Source organism: Streptomyces poriticola, assembly GCF_036689765.1.
GTDB lineage: Bacteria > Actinomycetota > Actinomycetes > Streptomycetales > Streptomycetaceae > Streptomyces > Streptomyces poriticola.
The window spans coordinates 1-3,096 of the sequence record NZ_JBAGKH010000075.1; the positions used below are offsets into that span (position 1 = coordinate 1).

Genomic DNA, 3,096 nt, shown 5'->3' on the forward strand with positions numbered 1-3,096 from the left:
TTGAACGCCAAGCTGTGGGTCAGGCCTTGCGGCGGGTCAGGGCGTCGGTCGTGGTTCGGTTCTCACCCGTGGTGGTGTCGGAGCGCTTGGTCCGGCAGACGGCAATGGTGGCGTCATAGGCGACGATGAGGCTTGTCAGGCCGAACGCCATGACGCTGTCGCTGGCTTCGATGGTGTTGGTGAAGTGGAGGATCGCCGTGGTGGCAATCGCGGGCAGGGCCAGGCTGCCGGTCGGGCGGCGCAGAGCCTTGATCTTGCGGGCCCAGCGCTCGCGTACGGGCTTCGGCGGGATGACCTTGAACCAGTTGCTGCTGGCCGATGGGTCGCTGCTGTCGCTGCTGGCGACCAGAGTGAGGGGGACGTCGTTCATGAGTGTTTCCCTGAGAGGTGTGCCCGGGGTGTATCGGTGTCAGGTGGTAGCACATGAGGGCTAGGCGTCGTTGAAGTCGAATCCGAAGTCGTCGTCGAGGTCGTCGAGCGGTGCGAGGGGGTCGAGGTCTTCGGCTGGGAGAGCTTCGGTCCTGAGGACACGACTGATACGTCGGGCGGCCCACAGGTCGCGGGCAATGATGAAGTCCCCGAAGGACTGCTCGCCAGTGACGGCCCTATACATGTACCGACTGGCGTCCCAGGGCTTCTCGAGGACCTCGCCGCTGTCGAGGGACAGGACGATCATGCCGTGGCCGGTGGCGACGGGGATGATCGCGGAGTTCAGGACCGGCTCGGTGAGGTGGAAGGCGACGGGGACCTTGCCACCGAGGACGGCCTGGACGACGGCGCTGCTGGTGTCGAAGGGGAAGAGCGGTTCGGCGTAGTGGCTGCGCATGCGGGAGGCGCCGTCCATCATCGAGTGCGGCAGGACGACGTAGTTGGGGTCTTCCTCGGCCACCACGGGTTCGCCTGACATGGCGAGCCAGCCGCTCTTGGTCAGACGCCAGGCACCGGAGCAATCGCTGAGCAGGGCAGTGCCCGCGGTGACCTGGGCGGCGTACAGGGGCCTGCCGGGGATGTAGGTGGTGACGGAGATCGAGGTCGCCTGGGTGTCGCCGGTGGACAACCAGCGGCGCAGGGATCCGGTGAATGAAACGCTGACGACGGGCTGTTCGGCGCGTACGTGGGTGCGGAACTCGGCCTCGCGTTGTTCGGGGGTGCCGGCCGCTCCCAGTACGGTGGGCGTGCGGCCGCCTTCGTTCTCGATGCCGTTCAGTGTCCTTTCGGCGGCTTCGACAAGGCGGGTTCGGCAGGCGTTGGCCTGAGCTTCTTCGTGGGCGTCCTGAGAGGGAACGCCAAGGGGGATGGAGCGCTGGCCGAGGAGGGCGAGGACCTTCTCGTCCTGCTCGTCCTGGGTGAGCGGTTCGTCCATGTCCTGACCGTAGATTTTCTCGTCGTCGAAGACATCGAGCATCCGGAGGGCGGTGCCGCAGACGTGGGCAGTGACACCGCCGGCTCCGAGGGGCTGCTTGGGGCCGTTACTGAGGGCCTCGGGAAGGTCGTGCACGTGAACTCCTCGGTGGTGCTCGTCACTTGCGACTGCGCGCGGGGCGTACGCGGTCGAACGCGCCGCGTAGCGACCGGACATGCGGGCGCTCGCGTAGCCCAGTTGGAGGATTGCATGTCCGACTACGGCACGCCCAAGACATGCCAGATTTTCGGAAGTGTTGAAGGCCACACCAGAACTTGTACAACTGATGAGCAGTAGGGGATATCTATGACAGCACATGCGGCAGAGAGGCTACAGCACTCCAGGTAGTGCCGTAGTCTGATTGGCGTTCAGTCAGCGAGGGTGCTGGGACCTGGCAGTCTTCGGCACTCCGAAACCGGAGTGGCGTGCCCCGGTCCCTGGCACGGACGGGGCGTCAGTCCCCGGTGAAGGGAACACGCATGTCGAACGATCAAGGAAAAACAACTACTGAGGGCAAGGGTCGGCAGGTCGTTGTGTCCGTCCGGTTTCCAGGAGAGCTACTTGACCGCATCCAGGCCATGGCGGCGGTGATGTCCACGACCGCCAACGCTCTCATCCGGGAGGGCATGGAGGCCTACGTGCGGGAACAGGCAGCCGGTTCAGAGTTCAAGCAAGCCAGCGAAAAGTACATCGCTGAGGCGCAGGCCCGGGTCGCCACGGTACTCGGCACCCCGCCTGACGGCCGCGGATCGCGTAGCTGACATCTATTTCCGGATCACCAGGCGACATGTGTGCACTGTGCTCACTCTTTGATCCATTCTTTCGGTCCCGCTGCGCCGGGGCCCGTCAACGAGCCCCGGCGCCCCTGCGCCTGCTGCGTGCGGCGAGTCATCCGCTCAGCCCAGCGACATGCCAGGACTCCTGCGCGAGGTCGGTGCGCTGTGGCAGGGCTTGGACGCCAGCGTCAAGGAACTGTAGCCGGGCTGCGACGGAGACGTCACCGCCCGGTCAGCTGGCGCAGGTCGAGGTAGCAGCGCAGTCGCACGCCGGGCTCTCCCCGGCGTGCGACTGGTGCGGTCGGCCATAGCGGTTGCCCAGCGCGCCGCCAGCTCATCCTGGAAGGCGAAAGCGGTCTCCTCATCGGCGGCCGCAATGTCGACTACGACCAGGCCCGGTTCCGCGACATGTTGGGACTGGCTCTCGCCGGACCAGGACTACCACACGCGGCGGTCGTTTCCGCCTACCGCCCTCGGTCCCACACGTCCGCCTCGACCATCGCTTCTCCGACGCTGCCTCGCCGCCCATACCTGGTGCCCCTCAGCCGATAGTCCCCGCCCCAGCCGAATCAGCCGCGCAGTTGACACGGCCTCTGCCAGCACCGGCGGGACGCCCCGGATCGTGTCAGACCGTCGCGCCAGTCCACCACGGCCCGGGACACCCGTCACAAACCCAGTCCGCGGACGCGTTGTTCGGACACCGCGCACGCGGTTCGGCACCGGGATGCTGCACGCCGCCGCGGCGGGGGCGCGCCGGATTCCGAAGGCGATCGCTCCGTGACAAGACCGCGCCTCCCGGGAACTGGCGAACGACAATGCTAAGTTGCCCAGACATCTGAGCCACCCCCTGTGCGGCGAACCATCCATGGGGAATGAAGTGAGGCAATTGGTGATGCTGGCACGCGCATACGTTCTGTT

The 3,096-nt window shown here is 66.2% G+C and carries 4 protein-coding genes and 1 pseudogene; 1 reads left to right on the forward strand and 4 read right to left on the reverse strand.

Features of this window, described 5'->3' with window-relative positions:
• Positions 1 to 19 precede the first annotated feature (19 nt).
• Together V5O46_RS31465 and V5O46_RS31470 are read right to left on the reverse strand one after the other, a co-directional pair.
• A complete protein-coding gene (locus V5O46_RS31465; protein WP_332888148.1) occupies positions 20 to 370 on the reverse strand; it encodes a hypothetical protein in 351 nt (116 codons plus the stop codon).
• Between the two features lie 60 nt (positions 371 to 430).
• Entirely contained in the window at positions 431 to 1,498 is a 1,068-nt protein-coding gene (locus V5O46_RS31470) for a hypothetical protein (RefSeq protein WP_332888149.1), read from the reverse strand.
• 383 nt (positions 1,499 to 1,881) lie between these two features.
• Here V5O46_RS31470 and V5O46_RS31475 point away from each other — a divergent pair, with 383 nt between their 5' ends.
• On the forward strand, positions 1,882 to 2,163 hold the full coding sequence (locus V5O46_RS31475) for a CopG family ribbon-helix-helix protein (RefSeq protein WP_332888150.1): 282 nt from the start codon (positions 1,882 to 1,884) through the stop codon (positions 2,161 to 2,163).
• A gap of 236 nt (positions 2,164 to 2,399) precedes the next feature.
• On the opposite strand, the gene V5O46_RS31480 is transcribed toward V5O46_RS31475, so the two are convergent.
• Together V5O46_RS31480 and V5O46_RS31485 are read right to left on the reverse strand one after the other, a co-directional pair.
• Complete coding sequence (locus V5O46_RS31480) at positions 2,400 to 2,516, reverse strand: DUF6207 family protein (protein ID WP_332888151.1); 117 nt, start codon at positions 2,514 to 2,516, stop codon at positions 2,400 to 2,402.
• A pseudogene (locus V5O46_RS31485) lies at positions 2,515 to 2,571 on the reverse strand (DUF6207 family protein); the annotation flags it as partial. The pseudogene V5O46_RS31485 and the gene V5O46_RS31480, both read right to left, overlap by 2 nt.
• Positions 2,572 to 3,096 lie beyond the last annotated feature (525 nt).